The 16,953-nt window shown below is 71.2% G+C and carries 13 protein-coding genes; 7 read left to right on the plus strand and 6 right to left on the minus strand.

Going from position 1 to position 16,953, the window contains the following annotated elements:
- Nucleotides 1-24: 24 nt before the first annotated feature.
- Nucleotides 25-606 (minus strand): hypothetical protein, encoded by a 582-nt coding sequence (locus tag ACSHXN_RS33450; protein WP_438304771.1) that lies wholly within the window; start codon nt 604-606, stop codon nt 25-27.
- Between the two features lie 415 nt (nt 607-1,021).
- Here ACSHXN_RS33450 and ACSHXN_RS33455 point away from each other — a divergent pair, with 415 nt between their 5' ends.
- The 5 genes from ACSHXN_RS33455 to ACSHXN_RS33475 all read left to right on the plus strand — a co-directional run bounded on the left by ACSHXN_RS33455 (nt 1,022) and on the right by ACSHXN_RS33475 (nt 9,048).
- Nucleotides 1,022-3,811: a nitrate- and nitrite sensing domain-containing protein gene (locus ACSHXN_RS33455; protein ID WP_438304773.1), complete on the plus strand. Its 2,790-nt coding sequence runs from the start codon at nt 1,022-1,024 to the stop codon at nt 3,809-3,811.
- A complete protein-coding gene (locus ACSHXN_RS33460; protein WP_355140335.1) occupies nt 3,808-4,248 on the plus strand; it encodes a roadblock/LC7 domain-containing protein in 441 nt (146 codons plus the stop codon). The genes ACSHXN_RS33455 and ACSHXN_RS33460 overlap by 4 nt, the downstream gene beginning before the upstream one ends.
- Before the next feature lie 9 nt (nt 4,249-4,257).
- Complete coding sequence (locus tag ACSHXN_RS33465) at nt 4,258-4,653, plus strand: DUF742 domain-containing protein (protein ID WP_356114810.1); 396 nt, start codon at nt 4,258-4,260, stop codon at nt 4,651-4,653.
- A 191-nt stretch (nt 4,654-4,844) separates the two neighbouring features.
- Nucleotides 4,845-8,462, plus strand: coding sequence for a hydantoinase B/oxoprolinase family protein (locus ACSHXN_RS33470; protein WP_438304775.1), 3,618 nt, complete (start codon nt 4,845-4,847; stop codon nt 8,460-8,462).
- Entirely contained in the window at nt 8,443-9,048 is a 606-nt protein-coding gene (locus ACSHXN_RS33475) for a GTP-binding protein (RefSeq protein WP_355140332.1), read from the plus strand. The genes ACSHXN_RS33470 and ACSHXN_RS33475 overlap by 20 nt, the downstream gene beginning before the upstream one ends.
- 87 nt (nt 9,049-9,135) lie before the next feature.
- Here ACSHXN_RS33475 and glpK read toward each other — a convergent pair whose 3' ends face one another.
- The 5 genes from glpK to ACSHXN_RS33500 form a co-directional block, all read right to left on the minus strand.
- The gene (gene glpK / locus ACSHXN_RS33480) at nt 9,136-10,656 is read right to left on the minus strand and encodes a glycerol kinase GlpK (protein WP_355140331.1); all 1,521 of its coding nucleotides are present in this window, start codon (nt 10,654-10,656) and stop codon (nt 9,136-9,138) included.
- Nucleotides 10,657-10,677: 21 nt separating this feature from the next.
- Entirely contained in the window at nt 10,678-11,436 is a 759-nt protein-coding gene (locus ACSHXN_RS33485) for an MIP/aquaporin family protein (RefSeq protein ID WP_355804381.1), read from the minus strand.
- 492 nt (nt 11,437-11,928) lie between these two features.
- Entirely contained in the window at nt 11,929-13,569 is a 1,641-nt protein-coding gene (locus tag ACSHXN_RS33490; protein WP_356114812.1) for a GGDEF domain-containing protein, read from the minus strand.
- 175 nt (nt 13,570-13,744) lie between these two features.
- Nucleotides 13,745-14,935: a lipid-transfer protein gene (locus ACSHXN_RS33495; RefSeq protein WP_355140329.1), complete on the minus strand. Its 1,191-nt coding sequence runs from the start codon at nt 14,933-14,935 to the stop codon at nt 13,745-13,747.
- A complete protein-coding gene (locus tag ACSHXN_RS33500; RefSeq protein WP_355140357.1) occupies nt 14,932-15,357 on the minus strand; it encodes a Zn-ribbon domain-containing OB-fold protein in 426 nt (141 codons plus the stop codon). The genes ACSHXN_RS33495 and ACSHXN_RS33500 overlap by 4 nt, the downstream gene beginning before the upstream one ends.
- Before the next feature lie 182 nt (nt 15,358-15,539).
- Between ACSHXN_RS33500 and ACSHXN_RS33505 the strand changes: the two genes are divergently transcribed.
- Nucleotides 15,540-16,349: a M15 family metallopeptidase gene (locus tag ACSHXN_RS33505; protein WP_355140328.1), complete on the plus strand. Its 810-nt coding sequence runs from the start codon at nt 15,540-15,542 to the stop codon at nt 16,347-16,349.
- Between the two features lie 47 nt (nt 16,350-16,396).
- Nucleotides 16,397-16,933, plus strand: a complete 537-nt coding sequence (locus ACSHXN_RS33510; RefSeq protein ID WP_355140327.1) for an NUDIX domain-containing protein — start codon at nt 16,397-16,399, stop codon at nt 16,931-16,933.
- The last annotated feature ends 20 nt before the right edge of the window (nt 16,934-16,953 follow it).

Genomic DNA, 16,953 nt, shown 5'->3' on the forward strand with positions numbered 1-16,953 from the left:
GTCGCGGGCGCCGCACCCCCGGCATCACGGATGTGACAACTGCCGCCCGGTGTTGCCCTGCCGGCGTATGCGTTCCTGTCGCTGCTGAGCGGTCCGCGCGCGACGCCGGGCCGCCCGGCGTTCGCGGCGCATGGCACGGGCCGTGCTGCTGGGTGCCGACACCACACCGTGGCGCTGGTTCCAGACCTGGCGCGTGATCCAGACGTCGAGCACGCCCCAGGTCGCCACCACCGTGCCGGCCACGCTGCTGAGGACCATGGGGAAGGCCAGCCAGGAGCCCGCCAGCGTGCACAGGAAGGCGATCACCGCCTGGATCAGGGTCACCGAGATGATCAGTACCGCCCGCACCGCGGAGGTGCGCACGGGGTCCGGCAGCCGACGCCGGCGCGCGGGCTCCTCGACCCACAGGGGGCGCCGATACGCGATCGCGTACCGCACTTCCTCGTCCCTGGCGGTGCCCCACCCGCCGTCCGGTTCGCGCACCTGCGATATGCCGGGGTCCGCGTCCGCCGGAATGCTGTGATCCGGTGCCTGAGCCGCCCCTCGCGCCGCCGTGGACGCCCCGGCGCCCCGTCCCGGTGTCTCGCGTCGCTCCACCGTGCTCATCAACTCGTCACTCCCCACCGCCCGCAGACCTCCGCCGGAGTGTCAGACGACTCCGGCCCCCCACTGGTTGCCCGGCTTGCGCAGCTTTACGCCACCTGAGTGCGGCATGCGGCGCCTGCGGTCGAATCCGCCCCCGTTTCCCGTAGGGGGAGACGATCGGAGCTCCGCGAAGATTCCCCACGGGCGAAAAAATCCGGCCAAGGACCCCGTGTTCCCGCCCCGATGCGGACCGCGCCGTCCCGTTTCGGGGAGGCAATCTCCCGTAATGACGGGACAACTGCCCATGTCGCGACGGTCTCGGGGGCGTTGTGCGCTCCGCCCGGCCTTCGAGATACGGGTGCGTCGGTAGTAGGCTCGCGCCGTTTGTTGACGTACACGTGTACCCCCGGGCCTGGGGGTCGAGCTGGGGGAGGCCATGCGCTTTCGCGGGAACTCCATCCGCCGGAAGATCGTGGCGCTGCTTCTCGTGCCGCTGCTGTCACTGACCGCCATCTGGGCGTTCGCCACAGCACTCACGGGGCGTGAGGCCCAGGCGCTGTTCGACGTCTCGAACGTCGTCGAAAAGGTCGGCTACCCCACCGAGGACACGGTCCGCGTCCTGCAGCAGGAGCGCCGCCAGACCCTCGTCTACCTCGCCGATCCGCGTGCCTCGGACGCCCTCACCGCGCTGCGCCGCAGCCGTACGGCCACGGACAAGGTGGTGGCCGAACTCCGGCGCAACAGCAAGGACAGCGGCCTGCGCGCGGACATGGACGCGGGCTCCGCCGAGCACCTCACCTCGATCATGGAGGCCCTGGACGGCATCGTGTCGCTGCGCCGCAGCGTCGAGGACGGCACGGTCAAGCGCTCCCAGGCCCTGGACCTCTACAACCGCCTCGTCGACCCGTGTTTCACTCTCCTGGCCAATCTGCAGGCCCTCGACAACGTGACGGTGGACAAGCAGGGCCGGGCTCTTGTCGATGTCTCGCGGGCCCGCGAGCTGCTCTCCCGCGAGGACGCCCTCCTGGGGTCCGCGCTCGTCGCCGGCCGGGTCACCCGCGACGAGATCCACGAGGTCTCCGATCTCGTCGCCCAGCGTGCCGTGATGTACGACGTCAGCCTGTCGCTGCTGCCTGCGTCGGAGAGCGGACGCTTCCAGCGCTACTGGAAGAACGCCGACACCGCGTCACTGCGCGTGGCCGAACAGGGGGTCGTCAACGGCACCTCCGGCGCCCCGCACGGGGTGACCGCCAGGAGCTGGGACGAGGCCGCGGGCCAGGTCCTCGGCCGGCTCGACACGATGAGCCGGCAGGCCGGGGACCGCTACCAGGACCGCGTCCGACCGCTCGCCATGAGGGTCATCGCCAAAGCGGCCGTCGCGGGCGTGCTCGGGCTTCTCGCCCTGCTGGTCTCGCTGTTCCTGTCCGTGCGCGTCGGCCGTGGCCTCATCCGCGATCTGCGCCGGCTGCGCCTGGAGGCGCACGAGGCGTCCGGGGTGCGGTTGCCCAGCGTGATGCGCCGCCTGTCCGCGGGCGAACAGGTGGACGTGGAGACCGAGGCGCCGCGGCTGGAGTACGACAGGAACGAGATCGGCGAGGTCGGCCAGGCCCTCAACACCCTGCAGCGTGCCGCCGTCGAGGCCGCCGTGAAACAGGCCGAACTGCGGGCCGGCGTCTCGGAGGTCTTCGTCAACCTCGCCCGTCGCAGTCAGGTGCTCCTGCACAAGCAGCTCACCCTGCTCGACACCATGGAGCGCAGGACCGACGACACCGAGGAACTCGCCGATCTGTTCCGCCTCGACCATCTGACCACGCGTATGCGCCGGCACGCCGAGGGCCTGGTCATCCTCTCCGGAGCGGCCCCCTCCCGGCAGTGGCGCAAGCCGATCCAGCTCATGGACGTGGTACGCGCCGCCGTCGCCGAGGTCGAGGACTACGAGCGCATCGAGGTGCGCCGGCTGCCCCGCGTCGCCGTCACCGGGCCCGCGGTCGCCGACCTCACCCACCTGGTGGCCGAACTCCTGGAGAACGCCACCGTGTTCTCGCCGCCCCACACCGCCGTCCAGGTGCTCGGTGAACGGGTCGCCAACGGTTTCACCCTGGAGATCCACGACCGCGGCCTCGGCATGACGGCCGAGGTGCTCCTGGACGCCAACCTCCGGCTCGCGGAGACCCCCGAGTTCGAACTCTCCGACACCGACCGGCTCGGCCTCTTCGTGGTGAGCCGGCTCGCCCAGCGGCAGAACGTCCGCGTCTCCCTCCAGCCGTCCCCCTACGGCGGCACCACGGCGGTCGTCTTCATCCCCGACATCCTGCTGACCGACGACATCCCCGACACCAACGGAATCGGCTTCCGGCTCGACCGGCCGATGCCCGAGAAGGAGGCCGGGGCCGCCGTGGACGGTGCCCCGGCGCTGACCACGGTGCCGGTCAAGCTCCCCGGTCTCCCGGGTTCGATCCTGGACGGCCCGGTGGAACTGGAGGCGCCCGTCGACCTGGACGAGCTCGACGACTTCCCGGACGGTCTCGACGACCGGGACGGTGAAAGCGGTGGTCTGTTCCGTTCCCGCCGCTCGCTCGCACAGGCCCCGGGCGAGCAGCACCAGCAGGCGCACGACGCCCGGCGTGAACCGGCCCGCTCCGACGAGGTGGACCGTCCCAACGCGCCGGTACCGCTTCCCCTGCGCCGGACCCCCAAGCTCGTCAGCTCGCACGGCCGCCCGGTGAAGGAGCAGGGCCCGCGGCGCGCAGCGGCCGGCAGGGACAGCGGGCCGTCGGACCACGAGCCGGCGGGATCCCAGGAGTCCGGGCGTCCTTCGGACCTGCGGGAGCCCTCGGAAGGAAGCCGGCGCCCGCACGGTGAGCTCTCGGGGAGCCCGGGCCTGCCCCAGCGCCGCCGCACCCGGCAGGAAGCCGGTCCTGAGGAGACGGCCCCGCACCAGGAAGCCGAGACGCAGGCGGCTCCGGCAGGTCCGGTCGCGCTGCCCCGCCGGGTCCGGCAGGCCAGTCTGGCCCCGCAGTTGAAGGAGGGCCCCGACCGGCGCGCCTCGGGGGACGCGTCCCGCACCGCGAGCGGAGCGGGTCCCGTCGAGCGGGACGCCGACGAGGTCCGCAGCCGTTTCGCCTCGCTGCAGCGGGGCTGGCAGCGTGGCCGCGAGGAGAACGCCGCGGGCGACGACGCCCTGGACGGCTCAGCACGAGGAACGACAAAGGGAGACGGTCGATGACCGCACCGAAGGCCGCAGGGCAAGGCGCCGCCAAAAAGGCGTCTGGAGAGCTGAACTGGCTCCTCGACGACCTGGTGGAGCGTGTCGCCAGCATCCGCAAGGCGCTCGTGCTCTCGAGCGACGGCCTGCCCACAGGGGTCTCCAAGGAGCTGAGCCGGGAGGACAGCGAGCACCTGGCCGCGGTCGCCTCGGGAATCCACAGCCTCGCCAAGGGTGTCGGCCGCAACTTCGACGCGGGCGGTGTCCGGCAGACCATCGTCGAGCTCGACGACGCGTTCCTCTTCGTGACGGCGGCGGGCGACGGCAGCTGCCTCGCCGTCCTGTCGGACGCCGATTCGGACATCGGCCAGGTGGCGTACGAGATGACGCTCCTCGTCAAGCGCGTCGGCGTACATCTGGGCTCCGCTCCGCGCACCGATCTGCCCTCGGGCGGGTAGTGAGATGGCATGAGCGGAGACGATCAGGGAAGCAGTCGCTGGTTCGACGACGAGGCCGGGCCGGTGGTCCGTCCGTACGCCATGACGCGCGGCCGCACCAGTCATGCGGCCCAGCACCGCCTCGACCTGATCGCGGTGGTCGTCACGGAGCCGCATGTGGACGATCCCGAGGCGGATCCCTCGCTGTCCCCCGAGCACGTGGACATCGTGGAATTCTGCCGTGACACGCCCCAGTCCGTCGCCGAGATCGCCGCCGAACTCGATCTTCCCGTCGGTGTGGTGCGGGTCCTCGTCGGTGATCTGGCGGACGAGGGCCTGGTGCATGTGACCCGCCCCGTGCCCCCTGCCGAGCTGGTCGACGAGAGCATCCTGCGTGATGTGATCAGCGGTCTGCGGGCCCTGTGACCCCGGCTTCCGCGCGCTCCGGGCGAGCGCGCGGAAGCCCTCGTGCGGGAGGGGCTCCGGCCGCCCACGTCGTGTGGGGCCCGCGGGGGGATGCCGGGCCCGTTATCATCTGACGGGTCGTCGAGGACCGGCCGCAGTGTGCCGATCACTCTGCGCCGACGGTTCCGGGCAGTGGGATCGGAGAGACGGACGTGACCACGGGCTGGCAGTTCTGGGTCGACCGCGGCGGTACCTTCACCGACATCGTCGCGCGGCGCCCCGACGGCCGCCTGCTCACCCACAAGCTCCTGTCGGACAATCCCCACCGGTACGCCGACGCGGCCGTGGCGGGCGTACGCGAACTCCTCCGGGACGACGGGCCCGTCGAGACCGTGCGCATGGGCACCACGGTGGCCACCAACGCGCTTCTGGAGCGCACGGGCGAACGCACCCTCCTCGTCATCACCCGGGGCTTCGGGGACGCCCTGCGGATCGCCTACCAGAACCGCCCGCACATCTTCGCGCGCGCCATCGAACTGCCCGAGCTGCTGTACGACCGGGTCGTCGAGGTCGACGAGCGGATCGCGGCCGACGGGACCGTCCTGCGCGCCCCGGACCTCGACGCCCTCGCGGGGCCGCTGCAGGAGGCCTACGACGACGGGATCCGCGCCCTGGCCGTGGTCTGCATGCACAGCCATCTGCACCCCGCCCACGAGCAGGCCGTCGGCGAGCTGGCCGACCGTATCGGCTTCCCGCAGATCTCGCTCTCCAGCGAGGTCAGCCCTCTGATGAAGCTGGTCCCGCGCGGTGACACCGCCGTCGTCGACGCCTACCTCTCGCCCGTCCTGCGCCGCTATGTCCAGGACGTCGCCGATGAACTCCAGGGCGTGCGGCTGATGTTCATGCAGTCCAACGGCGGCCTCGCGGAAGCGGGGCAGTTCCGCGGGAAGGACGCGATCCTCTCCGGTCCCGCGGGCGGGATCGTGGGCATGGCGCGCATGTCGCAGCTCGCCGGCTTCGACCGGGTCATCGGCTTCGACATGGGCGGCACCTCCACGGACGTCTCGCACTTCGCGGGCGAGTACGAACGCGTCTTCACCACGCAGATCGCCGGCGTACGGCTGCGCGCGCCGATGCTGGACATCCACACCGTGGCCGCCGGCGGCGGCTCGATCCTGCACTTCGACGGCTCCCGCTACCGCGTAGGGCCGGACTCGGCGGGCGCGGACCCGGGGCCGGCCTGTTACCGCGGCGGCGGCCCGCTCACGGTGACCGACGCCAACGTCATGCTCGGCCGTATTCAACCCGCGTATTTCCCCCGGGTGTTCGGCCCGGACGGCGACCAGCCCCTGGACGAGGGCATCGTCCGCGAACGCTTCGCCGCACTGGCGCGGGAGATCCGCGAACGGACCGGCGACGACCGCACGCCCGAACAGGTCGCCGAGGGGTACCTGCAGATCGCCGTCGCCAACATCGCCAACGCGGTGAAGCGGATCTCGGTCCAGAAGGGCCACGACGTCACCCGCTACGCGCTCACCACCTTCGGCGGAGCGGGCGGCCAGCACGCGTGCAGGGTGGCGGACTCCCTGGGCATCCGCACCGTGCTCGTCCCGCCCATGGCCGGGGTGCTCTCCGCTCTCGGCATCGGTCTCGCCGACACCACGGCCATGCGCGAACAGTCCGTCGAGGCGCCCCTGGAGGCCCCCTCGATGGCCGGGATCCTCAACACCGCCGGCGACCTGGAGAGCGCCGTCCGCGCCGAGCTCCTGGCGGAGGACGTCCCCGAGGAGCGCATCCGAGTCGTCCGCCGCGCCCAGCTGCGCTACGACGGGACGGACACCACGCTCACCGTCGAGCTGACCGATCCCGGCACGATGCGCCACGCCTTCGAAGAACGTCATCGCGCCACGTACTCCTTCACGCTCGACCGGCCGGTCGTCGTCGAAGCCCTCTCCGTGGAAGCCACCGGCATCACCGACCCCCCCGATCTCTCCGCCCTCGCCCCGTACGAAGGCGGCACCGCCGCACCCGAGACCGTCCGTCTCCACACGGGCGGTGTCCGGCGCGATGTGCCTCTGCACCGCCGGGAGCACCTGCCACCCGGTGAGACCGTCACGGGCCCCGCGATCATCACCGAGCCCAGCGCGACGACCGTCGTCGACGAAGACTGGCGCGCCGCGGCGACCGGCGACGGGCATCTGGTCATGGAACGCGTGGCGATCACGGAGAGCTCCGACCTCGGCACTCGGGCGGACCCGGTTCTTCTCGAGGTCTTCAACAACCTGTTCATGTCCATCGCCGAACAGATGGGCGCCCGGCTGGAGTCGACGGCCCAGTCCGTCAACATCAAGGAACGCCTGGACTTCTCCTGCGCGCTCTTCGACCCCGAGGGCAACCTGGTCGCCAACGCCCCGCACATCCCGGTGCATCTCGGCTCGATGGGGACCAGCGTGAAGGAGGTCGTCCGACGGCGTGCCGGCCGTATGCGCCCCGGGGACACCTACGCGGTCAACGACCCGTACCACGGCGGCACGCATCTGCCCGACGTCACCGTCATCACCCCCGTCTTCGACACGGAGGGCGAGCGGATCCTCTTTTACGTCGCGTCCCGGGGGCACCACGCGGAGATCGGGGGAATCGCACCGGGCTCGATGCCCGCGCACAGCCACACCATCGAGGAGGAGGGCGTCCTCTTCGACAACTGGCTGCTCGCCGAAGAGGGCCGATTCCGCGAGGAGGAGACGTTCCGCCTGCTCACCGAGGCGCCGCACCCGTCGCGCAACCCGCACACCAACCTCGCCGACCTGCGCGCCCAGATCGCCGCCAACCGCAAGGGAGTCGACGAGGTCGGCCGCATGATCGAGAACTTCGGGGCGGACGTGGTCCAGGCGTACATGAAGCACGTACAGGACAACGCCGAGGAAGCCGTGCGCCGCGTCATCGACGCCCTGGACGACGGCGAGTACGCCTACGAGACCGACTCAGGGGCCGTCATCCACGTCCGCGTGCGCGTCGACCGCGACAACCGTTCCGCGACCGTCGACTTCACCGGCACCTCACCCCAGCTCGCCACCAACTTCAACGCGCCCTTCTCGGTCGTCGACGCCGCCGTCCTGTACGTCTTCCGCACCCTCGTCGCCGACGACATTCCCCTCAACGACGGCTGCCTGCGTCCCCTGGACATCGTCGTCCCGGCCGGGTCCATGCTCGCGCCCGAACACCCCGCCGCCGTCGTCGCGGGCAACGTCGAGACCTCACAGGCCGTCACCGGCGCCCTGTACGCGGCGCTCCGCGTACAGGCGGAGGGCTCGGGCACCATGAACAACGTCACCTTCGGCAACGAGCGGTACCAGTACTACGAGACCGTGGCCTCCGGCTCGGGAGCGGGCGACGGCTTCCCCGGCGCCAGCGTCGTCCAGACCCATATGACCAATTCCCGGCTGACCGATCCCGAGGTCCTCGAGTGGCGACTTCCGGTCCTGCTGGACGAGTTCGCGGTACGGTACGGCAGCGGCGGTCGGGGCCGCTGGCGCGGTGGGGACGGTGCCGTACGCCGGATCCGCTTCCAGGAGCCCATGACCGTCTCCACGCTCTCCCAGCACCGCCGGGTCCCGCCCTACGGCATGGCGGGCGGGACGCCGGGAGCGCTCGGCGCCAACCGTGTGGAGCGCGCGGACGGGACCGTGCTGCGCCTCGAGGGCAGCGATTCGGCAGACGTGGGCCCCGGCGACGTACTGGTCGTCGAGACCCCGGGCGGCGGAGGCTACGGACCGCCGCCGTGCGACCCCCAGCGAGCAGGAGAAGACAACGATGGTCCTCGGGCGCAGTGAGCGCGGCAAGCCTCCGGTGGAGCCCGTCACGCTCAAGATCCTCGTGGCCGGCGGTTTCGGCGTGGGCAAGACGACCCTGGTCGGCGCGGTCAGCGAGATCAGACCGCTGCGCACGGAGGAGGTGCTCACCGAGGCGGGCCGCCCGGTCGACGACACCCATGGCGTCGAGGGCAAGACCACCACCACCGTCGCGATGGATTTCGGTCGCATCACCCTCCGCCAGGACCTGGTGCTCTATCTGTTCGGAACCCCCGGCCAGGACCGCTTCTGGTTCCTGTGGGACGAACTGGCCACCGGTGCCCTGGGCGCCGTCGTGCTCGCCGACACCCGCCGGCTGGAGGACTCCTTCGCCGCCGTCGACTACTTCGAGCGCCGATCCATCCCGTTCGTGGTCGGGGTCAACTGCTTCGACGGCGCGGCCCGTTATCCCGCCGAGGACGTACGGCAGGCCCTCGACCTCGACGACGCGGTGCCGCTCGTCCTCTGCGACGCCCGTGAGCGGGAGTCCGTGAAGGAGGTCCTGATCGAGGTCGTCCGGCACGCGATGGCGCGCACGGCCGACCGCCGCCCGCGCGTCACCACCTGATCCCCGGGGCGCGCGTGCGGCCCGTACCCCCGCCGACCGGGGTACGAGCCGCAGCGGCGCACGCGACGCGCGCGCGTGGAGAGGACGTCAGTCCACCCCGTCCTGAAGCCAGCCGAAGCTCTTCTCCACGGCCCTGCGCCAGTTGTGGTACTCGTGGTCACGTGCCGAGGCCTCCATGGCGGGAGTCCATTCGGCGTCCTGCTGCCAGTGCGAGGTGAGTTCGTCGAGGTCGTTCCAGACCCCGGTGGCGAGGCCGGCCGCATAGGCGGCGCCCAGGCAGGTCGTCTCCGGGATCTGTGGGCGGATCACCGGCACACCGAGCACGTCCGCCTGATGCTGCATCAGCAGATGGTTCTTCGTCATACCGCCGTCTACCTTGAGGGTGGTGATCTGCACCCCCGAGTCCTGGTACATGGCGTCCACGACCTCCCGCGTCTGCCAGCTGGTCGCCTCCAGCACCGCACGTGCCAGGTGCGCCTTCGTGACGTAGCGCGTCAGACCGGTGACGACGCCACGCGCGTCGGAGCGCCAGTAGGGGGCGTACAGGCCGGAGAACGCGGGCACGATGTACGCGCCGCCGTTGTCGTCGACACTCGCCGCCAGGGTCTCGATCTCGTCGGCACTGCGGATGATGCCGAGCTGGTCGCGGAACCACTGCACGAGTGCTCCGGTGATCGCGATCGAGCCCTCCAGGCAGTAGACGGGTGCCTCGCCGCCGATCTTGTAGCCCATCGTCGTCAGCAGGCCGTTCTTGGACGGCACCGGACGGTTGCCGGTGTTGAGCAGCAGGAAACTGCCCGTGCCGTAGGTGTTCTTGGCCGTGCCCACGTCGTAACAGGCCTGCCCGAAGACGGCCGCCTGCTGATCGCCCAGCGCCGAGGCCACGGGCACCCCCGCGAGCCGGCCCACGGCGGTCCCGTACACCTCGGCGGACGACCTGATCTCGGGGAGCACCGCCTCGGGGATGTTCATGGCGGCCAGGATGGCGGAGTCCCACTGGAGTGTCTCCAGGTCCATCAGCATGGTGCGTCCGGCGTTGGTGACGTCGGTGATGTGCCGGCCGCCCTCGGTGCCGCCCGTGAGGTTCCAGATCAGCCAGGAGTCGATGGTGCCGAAGGCGATCTCGCCGCGCTCGGCGCGGGTCCTGAGGCCGGGCACGTTGTCGAGCAGCCAGGCCGCCTTGGGCCCGGAGAAGTAGCTCGCCAGCGGAAGTCCGGTCTGCTCGCGGAAACGATCCTGCCCGTCGGAGCCCCCGAGTTCGTTGCACAGGGCCGCCGTCCGGGTGTCCTGCCAGACGATCGCGTTGTGCACGGGCTTGCCCGTGGCCCGGTCCCACAGGACGGTCGTCTCGCGCTGGTTGGTGATGCCCAGCGCACTGAGCTGGTCGGCACGCAGGCCCGCCTTGGCCAGCGCGCCGTCCACCACGGCCTGGACCTTGGACCAGATCTCCGTGGCGTCGTGCTCCACCCAGCCGGGCTTGGGGAAGATCTGCCGGTGTTCGCGCTGGTCGACCGCGACGATCGCCCCGCCGTGGTCGAAGACGATGCAGCGGCTGGACGTGGTGCCCTGGTCGATCGCGGCGACGTACTTCTGGGCGTTGTCCGTCATGACGTCCCCTTCGTCAAAGGGTCAGAAGGCTGCTTTGTACACGAGGGCCGAGAGCGCCCCGCCGATCAGTGGTCCCACCACCGGTATCCAGGCGTAACCCCAGTCCGAGGTCCCCTTGTTGGGAATCGGCAGCAGGGCGTGGGTGATGCGCGGGCCGAGGTCGCGGGCCGGGTTGATCGCGTACCCGGTGGGCCCGCCGAGGGAGAGGCCGATGCCGACGACGAGCAGGGCGACGATCAGGATCCCGATGCCCGAGCCGTACGCCGTCGTGCCGGGGATCCGGCCGATGCCGGTGCCGGGGTTCTTGCCGAAGAACAGGATGGGCAGCACGAGCCCGACGGTGGCGATGATCTCGGTGATCAGGTTGGCGACCGGATTGCGGATCTCCGGGACCGTGGAGAAGATCCCCAGCGTGGGCAACGCCTTGTCGTCGTCGGCGTTGGCCTGGAACTGCGCGAAGTAGACCAGCCAGGTCAGCACCGCGCCGAGGATCGCCCCCGCCAACTGGCCCAGCAGGTAGTACGGCACGTCCCCCCACTCGGTGATGTCGGCCAGGGCGAGGCCGAGGGTCACCGCCGGGTTGAGGTGTGCGCCGGATTTCGGCGCGGCCGTGTAGGCGCCCGCGAGGACGCCGAAACCCCAGCCGAAGGCGATGACGATCCAGCCCGCGCCCCTGGCCTTGGAGTGGTTGAGCGTGACGGCGGCGCAGACACCCGCGCCGAACAGGATGAGGACGGCCGTTCCGATCAACTCGCCGACGAAGATGCTTCCGTGCGTCATGGCGGCTCCAGGGCCCTCGCCCGGGGCGGTTCCACCCCGGGGCCGTCCTCCGTGCAGGGTGCGTTTTCCGCGGCGACTTCAGCCGAGGGCAGGGAAGGTGCCGCGCCCCGCCCGGCGTCCGCGACGAGCGTGCCGGTGCAGTGGAACCGTCCGTCGGGAGAGGACCCTTCGTACTGGTGTGGGTCCCAGGGGCGCGCTGCCCGCATACGCCCTGATGCGACGATGCCGACGGACATCCGGAAGTTTTCACCGGTGCCCGGAGAGCGTCAAGGTCGGGGACGACAACGGTTGCGGCAGGCCGCGGCCGGAGCGGCGCTGGCCGGTGCCTCGGCCGTGCTCGTCGCGGCCTCGGCGGCGACGTGGCGGCCGGAGCGATGAACGGTGTCTCGGGGGCGGCCCTCGAGGCCTCGGCGGCGCCATGGCGGCCGGCGGGACGGGCCCGCCGGCGATGTCGACGGCAAGGGACGCGTCACCGCGACGCCGTGGCCGGCCTCAGGCCCACACGGGACCGCCCGCCGGGGCCGGGGCGGCCGCCGAGCCGCGGCGTACCTCGTGGCCGGGGAGCCCGGCGCGGCCGAGGACCCAGCTCGCTCCGCTGAGGGCCTTGGCGGCCTGCTTCAGCGGCGCCAGGCACGCGGCCGCCTGACGGTGGTCGGCCACGCTGCCCGGCGCACACAGGACCGTGGCCAGCGACAGGGTGACGTTGCGGCCACCGGCCGACCAGGGCGTGTCCAGCATCGACACGGCGAGCGGATCGAGTCCGTCCGGGTCGGCCAGGACCAGGAAGTCGTCCCCGCCGATGTGCCCCACCCGGGTGCTTCCGAAGGCGGCGCCCTGCAGTGCCCGGCCCACCGCGCGGATCAACTCGTCGCCCGCGGCGAAGCCCGCCGCATCGTTGACCTGCTTGAAGTGGTCCACGTCCAGCCAGCTCAGCGCGAACATCCGGCCGTCCGCGATCCGCCGGTCCACCTCTCCCGTGATCGCGTCCGAACCGGGCAGCCTCGTCAGCGGATTGAGTCCCGCCGCCTCTTCGACCCGGCTCTCGGCGAGGGTCCGCACAAGATCGGCGAGCCGCACGACGCCCACACACCGCCCGGCCCGGTCGACCACCGTCACGTCGTCCGAGGTGCGGTCGCGCCCGCCGTCCGCCACCACGTCCAGCACCTCCCATGCCGTGGCGTCGATACCGACCGTGCGCGGCGGATCGCCCAGCTTCACAGCCGGCCGGTCGGCATACAGCGCGTGGCCGTAGCGCCCCGACATCGACAGCAGGAAGCGCGACCGGTGGACCGAGCGGACGGGGATCCCGGCCCGGTCCACCAGGACCACCCCGGACACGTCCGGGGATCCGTTGAGCAGGGCCCGTACCTGTCCGGCGGACACGGTGGCGGGCAGCAGTGCGGCGGGCCGTACGAACTGCCGCACCGAGGGTCCGGTCCGGGGCGTGGCGGTCGCGGTGGCAGGAAGCGCCGGAACGTATACGTCCGCGACGGGGAGCCGGGACGGTGGCGCGAAGAGGTCGCCCTGCGCCAGATGCGCCCCCGCCGCCCGCACCGCCGCACACTGCAGCTCGGTCTCCACACCCTCGACCGACAGCAGGGCGCCCAGTTGCTCGCACAGCGTCCGCATGGCCCGTACCGCGGCCGACCGTGTCAGCAGGGACACATCGAGCTTCACCAGGTCCGGTTCCATGTCGGACAGCAGACGCAGCGGTATGTCGCCGTCGCCGACGCCGTCGGCACTGACCCCGAAGCCCTCTCCGTGCAGCACCGCGACGGCCTCCAGCAGTGCCCGGTGCGGCACATGTGTGTACGGCGGCACGATGTCGACCGTCACCTCCCAGGGCATCCGGCCCGCCTTGTGCACCGCGTCGCGCAGTGCGGCGAGGTCTGCGAGGTCGGCGAGGGTCGCTGCGAACACGTTGACGTGCAGCGGGAGGAGGGTCTCCCGTCGCGCGGCCGCGCTGACCGCCAAGGCGGCGAGGTTGCCGTCGAGCTCGGGGTCGCGGCGGGCCTGTGCGAGGACGTCGCCGGACTCCGGGCGTGCGAGGATCTCGAGCGCCGCGACTCCTCCGGTCGTCAGATTGACCACCGGCTGGAAGGCGAAGCGGAGAGCATCCGTCCAGGAGGGCACGGGAGCATGATGACGCCCGCCGGGCACTCCCAGGCCCAATTCATGACCTGTTCACACAGGATTCCCAGCTGATCACGGAGCGTGTGAGCGGCCTGTGTGGGCCCGGGCGAACAGCGGTCGTAGCGTCCCCCGGGCACGGCTCGGCCGCTTGTGCGAGGGATCCGCGCCAGTCCGTTCACCGCACCAGAACGACCGCGGATCCGTGCCCGAACAACCCCTGGTTCGCGGTGATCCCGACCCGCGCGCCCGTGACCTGCCGTGCGCCCGCGTCGCCACGCAACTGCCAGGTGACCTCGCACAGTTGGGCGATCGCCTGGGCGGGAACGGCCTCTCCGAAGGAGGCGAGACCACCACTGGCATTGACGGGGACGCGCCCGCCGAGCGCGGTGTCCCCCTCCCGCAGCAGCTTCACCGCCTCACCCTCCGGGCACAGGGCCAGATCCTCGTACCACTGCAACTCCAGGGCGGTCGACAGGTCGTAGACCTCGGCGAGGGACAGGTCCCCGGGACCGATTCCCGCCTCCTCGTAGGCGTGGCGGGCGATCGACGCGCGGAACGTCTCGTCCGCGGGCGCCACGGCCACCGCCGAGTCCGTGGCGACAGCGGGCAGGTCGAGCACCGGGTCGGGGTAGCGCGGCGTGACCGTGGACACCGCCCGTATGCGCACGGGCTCCGGCACCCCGTGCCGGCGCGCGAACTCCATGCTCGACAGCAGGAGCGCGGCTCCGCCGTCCGACGTCGCGCAGATGTCCAGCAGGCGCAGGGGATCGGCGACCACCGGGGAGCCGGAGACCTCCTCAGCGGTGACCCGCTTGCGGTAGCGGGCGTTCGGGTTCAGCGCTCCCAGCGCCGCGTTCTTCACCTTGACCTGGGCGAAGTCGTCGACGGTGTCGCCGTGGACGGCCATCCGCCGGCGCGCGTACAACCCGAAGTACGCCGGATTCGTCGCACCGAGGACCCGGAACCGCAGCCAGTCCGGATCGTCGGGCCGGTCACCGCCCGCGGGCCGGAAGAAGCCCTTGGGTGCCGAGTCCGCCCCGACCACGAGCACCGCGTCCGCGAGCCCTGACAGGATCTGCGCCCTCGCCGCGCCGACGGCCTGGGCCCCCGACGCGCACGCCGCGTACACACTGGTGACCCGCGCGCCCTGCCAGCCGAGTGCCTTGGCGAACGCCGCGCCCGCCACGTATCCGGGATATCCGCCCCGGACCGTGCCCGCGCCCACGATCGAACCGATGTCCCGCCAGGCGACCCCCGCGTCGGCGAGTGCCGCCCGCGCCGCGGCCGTTCCGTAGGTGACGAAGCCGCGCCCCCATTTGCCCCAGGGGTGCATGCCCACGCCGAGCACCGCCACATCGTCCGTCACGCCGTCACCCCCGTCGGCCGCCAGTTCCAGGTCGTCCAGGTGGTCTCCGCGTCCTCGTGCAGCACACCGGGGACGACCTCGACCTCCATTCCGACGCTCAGATCGCGGACGGTCACCCCCGGAGCGGCCTGCCCGAGCACGACGATCCGCTCCGCCTCCAACTCCACCGCGACCAACGCGCAGGGCTCCCAGGGAAGTTCCGGATTCGTCACATAGGGTGACGGAGGCCGGTATCTGGTGTCGGTGTACGACCAGATGCGTCCTCGTCCGGACAGGGGTGTCGCCGTGAGCTCGCCCCCCACGCACTCGGGATTTCGGCAGAAGGTGTCCTCGCGCGGGAAGAACACGGACCGGCAGGCCGAACAACGGGTGCCGACGAGGCGGAAGTCGTCCCCCTCGCCGGTGAACCATCCGGCGACCACGGGGGTGCGTGCATGCGGCATGGGGCCTCCCGGGAAGGAATCCACAACGACCGAACAGTTCTGACGGACCGTCAGAAGCATGTCACGGGCTCGCGTGGGCCGACAGGTGTTGTGGAGGACCGCTCGGCGTGGGGGAGCCGGAGGCTTCCCCCTTCGGCGCCCCGGCTGATATTGGAAGGGACATGACACGACTTTCCGTCGCGGTACGCGCTCTCGTCACCGCACTTGCCGCAGTCCTGGCCGTCGCCTCCGCGTCCGCCACCGCCCGGGCCACTCCGGAGCCCAAGGCGCCCGGGACCTTCGTGGCGCTGCGAACAGTGGACCCGACGATCCTCCAGGAGATCCGCTACTTCACTGCGCACAACTTCGTCGGCGAACCCGTCGACGGTTACCGGCAGCCCCTGTGCATCCTGACCCGCCCCGCCGCCGAAGCACTGCACAAGGCCCAGACGAAGCTGCTGCGCAAGGGGTACACGCTCAAGGTCTACGACTGCTACCGGCCGCAGCGCGCCGTCGACCACTTCGTCCGCTGGGCGAAGGACCTCGACGACCAGAGGATGAAGGCCGAGTTCTATCCGCAGGTGGACAAGACCCGCCTGTTCACGGACGGTTACATCGCCGAGAAGTCCGGACACAGCCGCGGGTCCACCATGGACGTGACCATCGTACGCCTTCCGGCGTGGCCGACCCGGCCCTACCGCCCCGGTGAACCGCTGGTGTCGTGCCATGCGCCCAGGGCCGAGCGCTTCCCCGACAACTCCGTCGACATGGGGACGGGCTTCGACTGCTTCGACACCCTCGCCCACACCGACGACCCCCGGATCGTCGGCGAACAGCGCGCCAACCGGCAGTTGCTGAAGGGCACCCTCGAGAGCCTCGGATTCGTCAACCTGGCCGAGGAATGGTGGCATTACACCTACAAACCGGAGCCCTACCCGGACACGTACTTCGACTTCCCGGTGTCCCTGAAGTCGCTCACGCCGTCCCACTGAGCCGCCCCCGGAGCACGCCCTCTCGGTGATCGGATACAGTCCGCCCCGTGTCCGAATCCTCGTTCGCATCCGCCGACTCCGTGCCGGGCTCGCACTGTTCGAGCTGTGGAGCGCCCTTCGGCCAGGGTGTCTCCGACTGGCCCCGCACCTGCGCCACCTGCGGCACGGTGGCCTACCGCAATCCGCTTCCGGTCGCGGTGGCCCTCCAGCCCGTGTACGACACCAGGGGCACCGCCCTCGTCGTCATCACCCGAACCATCCCGCCCGCTCGTGGGGGCACCGCTCTTCCCGGCGGGTTCATCGAGCACCGCGAGGACTGGCGACATGCCCTCGTCCGGGAACTCAAGGAGGAGACCGGTATCGACGCGGCGGCCCGCGACGTGCGGCTCGTCGACGCCCTGAGCTCACCCGACGGCCATCTCCTGCTGTTCGGTCTGCTCCCCGAGCGGCCCGCCGCCGACCTGCCGCCCGCCGGCTCCACGGACGAGACGGAGGGCTGGCACCTGCTGCGCCGCCCGGCCGAACTCGCCTTCCCGCTGCACACGCTGGTGGTGCAGGGATGGTTCGAAGGCCGCTACGTATGAGCCGTGGGCGGGACGACACC

Source organism: Streptomyces sp. HUAS TT11 (assembly GCF_051553595.1).
Lineage (GTDB): Bacteria > Actinomycetota > Actinomycetes > Streptomycetales > Streptomycetaceae > Streptomyces.